We start from the raw sequence: 2,050 nt of genomic DNA, 5'->3' as shown, positions 1-2,050 counted from the left end.
CTGACCCAGGAAGATGTTTCCAGTCCCGCACGCAGAACATCCTGAGCTTCAGCGATGAACGCCTCAWGGKTCTCGTTCAACAGGCGAACCAACTGCCGCTTCGAGATCGAAATCCCCAGCGATCGCAACAAGGCGAGCAACCGCGGCATCGTCGATTGACCCTGATGATATTGCACCAGCACGAAGCGGCGTAGTTCCGGACCGAAATGGCCTGCGGTTCCTTGAGGCAATGGTGCCAGGATCGTCCGGCCATCCGGCGTTATCCAGCGCTCTCGCAGGTAACGGGTCGCCGTCGCCGAAATCACGAGGTCCTGGACCAGAAAAGGTTCATGACCTTTGAAAACAGCTCCTGGCGGGACCTCAATCCCGATCACCTTTTCTTCGACTTTGACCCGGGGTGAGACCTTGCCCCGAACGGGACGCTTCTCCTGCTTCTGGGGCTTCGGCGGCGCTGTTCCTTTTTCCATGCCACTCGGTTTGATATGCGGGCGACCCTTCAGACCCTTCAGTCGCGCATTCTCTTCGCGCAATTCAGCAACGATCACCTTCAGGCTGGCGATCTCACCGAACAGTTCGACCAGCAGAGCTTCAAGCTCTGCACGGCTCAGCGCGGAAAGGGTGACGGACGGAGGCACATGACCCAAAGACTCCCCTGCGCCGAATCGGTGCAAGGAAAAAATGTACGGTCACCCACATTTTTGCCCCTCTTACTCAGTTCGTTTGCAACAGCAGGCGGATTCGCAATGGCCTGGACTGAAATCGCTCGGCAACGATATTGCCGGGCTGGATTGCGCTACGCAAGCGATCTCACCGATGCCGAATGGGCCTTGATCGAACCGCTTATGCCCCACCGCCGCGTAGAGGCCGGCCTCGCACGGTGTCGCTGCGAGCGATTGTAGAGGCTATTTTCTACATGCTGGCCATCCGCTACCATATGTGGATGGCCCCCTCCTTGCAAGATTTTTGCGGTGATGTGATCGGATCGCTTGCGTCCATATGTCCGGCCTGTTGGTGCGCTCGCACATGAACGCTGGTCAAGATGGTTTCCGCGAGGCGAGTTCCAAACAATGGAGCGACCTCATAGAGGGCCACTGGCAGCCTTGGAGTGTCTCGTGTCGGGGATCGATCACGCTATCCGCTCGTTATCTTGCAAGTTCCGACATCGGTTTACACGGTTGCAGATGAGTTGATCCCCTGTCTAGCCGATCTCTAAGCGGCGCCCGTTTCGGCGGAGGCGCCGATTTCATGGTGTAGGTCTCTCACGTCAGCATCAGCTTCGAGGCGATGCGCGCCATCTTGTTGGCTACCGCCACGGCGGCCAGTTTCGGCGGCTTGCGCTTGAGAAGCTCGAGGAGCCAGGGTGAGGCGGTCCTGCGGGAGCCCATTCGGAGCTGCAGGATGATGGCGGTAGCCCCCGCCACCAGCGTGCTTCGCAACGCCTTGTCGCGGCATTGTCAGGAATTCCGTGTATGGGTGGCCGGTTGAACATCAGGCCGCCAGGGCCCTTACGAAGCGATCGCCGAAGATGACGGCGAACTGAGCCTTTGCCATAGCCCATTCTCGAGGTGGCATCACCCATTCCTTTTTCGGGTCGGTTCAGGATCAGATAGAGGAACTTGGCGGCGGCCTCATCGCTCGGGAAATGGCCGCGCGCGCGGATCGCCCGACGCAGCTTGAAATTCAGGACTTCTATGGCGTTCGTCGTATAAATGATCCGACGGACCTCGCCGGGGAAGGAAAAGAACGGGATGACTTCCTGCCACACCCGACGCCAGCTCTGGCCGATGGCAGGGTATTTCCGGCCCCATGGCCCGGCCTCGAAGGCCACGAGTGCTGCCTCGGCGGCCCTGGCATCGACGGCCCGGTAGATCCTTGAGGGCAGTCTCGACCGCCTTGCGGTCCTTGTAGGACACGAAATCCATGGAGTTCCGGAGCAGATGGACGATGCAGGTCTGCACGATCGTCTCGGGAAAGACGGCAGTGATCGCCTCTGGCCCCCCCTTCAGGCCATCGACCACAGCCAGCAGGATGTCCTCGACGCCGCGGTTCT

4 pseudogenes are annotated in these 2,050 nt (G+C 59.7%); 1 reads left to right on the top strand and 3 read right to left on the bottom strand.

Annotation, left to right across the window (positions count from 1 at the left end):
• A pseudogene (locus tag RT91_RS21775) lies at positions 1-635 on the bottom strand (hypothetical protein); the annotation flags it as partial.
• A gap of 108 nt (positions 636-743) precedes the next feature.
• Here RT91_RS21775 and RT91_RS22365 point away from each other — a divergent pair.
• Positions 744-919, top strand: a pseudogene (locus tag RT91_RS22365) (transposase); the annotation flags it as partial.
• Between the two features lie 340 nt (positions 920-1,259).
• Here RT91_RS22365 and RT91_RS21000 read toward each other — a convergent pair.
• Both RT91_RS21000 and RT91_RS20995 read right to left on the bottom strand, forming a co-directional pair.
• A pseudogene (locus RT91_RS21000) lies at positions 1,260-1,445 on the bottom strand (IS110 family transposase); the annotation flags it as partial.
• 43 nt (positions 1,446-1,488) lie between these two features.
• Positions 1,489-2,050: pseudogene (locus RT91_RS20995) on the bottom strand (transposase); the annotation flags it as partial.

Source organism: Acidiphilium sp. JA12-A1, assembly GCF_000724705.2.
Lineage (GTDB): Bacteria > Pseudomonadota > Alphaproteobacteria > Acetobacterales > Acetobacteraceae > Acidiphilium > Acidiphilium multivorum.
Note: the sequence above shows the minus strand (reverse complement) of the source record. Positions and strands in the feature narration are given on the sequence as shown.